Origin of the sequence: Domibacillus sp. PGB-M46 (assembly GCF_022668875.1) — a bacterium.
Lineage (GTDB): Bacteria > Bacillota > Bacilli > Bacillales > Domibacillaceae > Domibacillus.
The window spans coordinates 1-386 of sequence record NZ_JAKGCR010000079.1 but is presented as its reverse complement, the minus strand read 5'-3'; the positions used below and the strand labels follow the sequence as shown (position 1 = coordinate 386).

General features: G+C 44.3%; 1 protein-coding gene. It reads left to right on the top strand.

All coding sequences use genetic code 11. The features are described 5' to 3' along the window. Nucleotides 1-386 (top strand): PTS glucitol/sorbitol transporter subunit IIC (gene srlA, locus L2D08_RS23670; protein WP_255822109.1); only part of this gene is annotated, 386 nt, incomplete at both ends.

The following is a 386-nucleotide window of genomic DNA, read 5'->3' as shown; positions in this document are numbered from 1 at the left end:
GTGAAATTCGCGGAGGGGTTTATCGGAATGTTCGAAAAAGGTGGAGAAACCTTTATGGACATGTTCACCGGCATCATTCCGACACTCATTTGTTTGATTCTTGCTGTAAACGCTTTAATTAAAGTAATCGGAGAAGAGCGGATTGACCGCTTTGCCCGTAAAACAACCAAAAATATTATTTTGCGCTATACATTGTTTCCGTTTTTGGCGGTATTCTTTCTGACTAATCCCATGGCCTATACATTCGGGAAGTTCCTGCCGGAACGCCAGAAGCCGGCATTTTATGATTCAACCGTATCCTTTCTCCATCCGATCACGGGGCTTTTCCCGCATGCAAATGCGGCAGAGCTGTTTATCTACATGGGAATTGCACAGGGTATTACAAC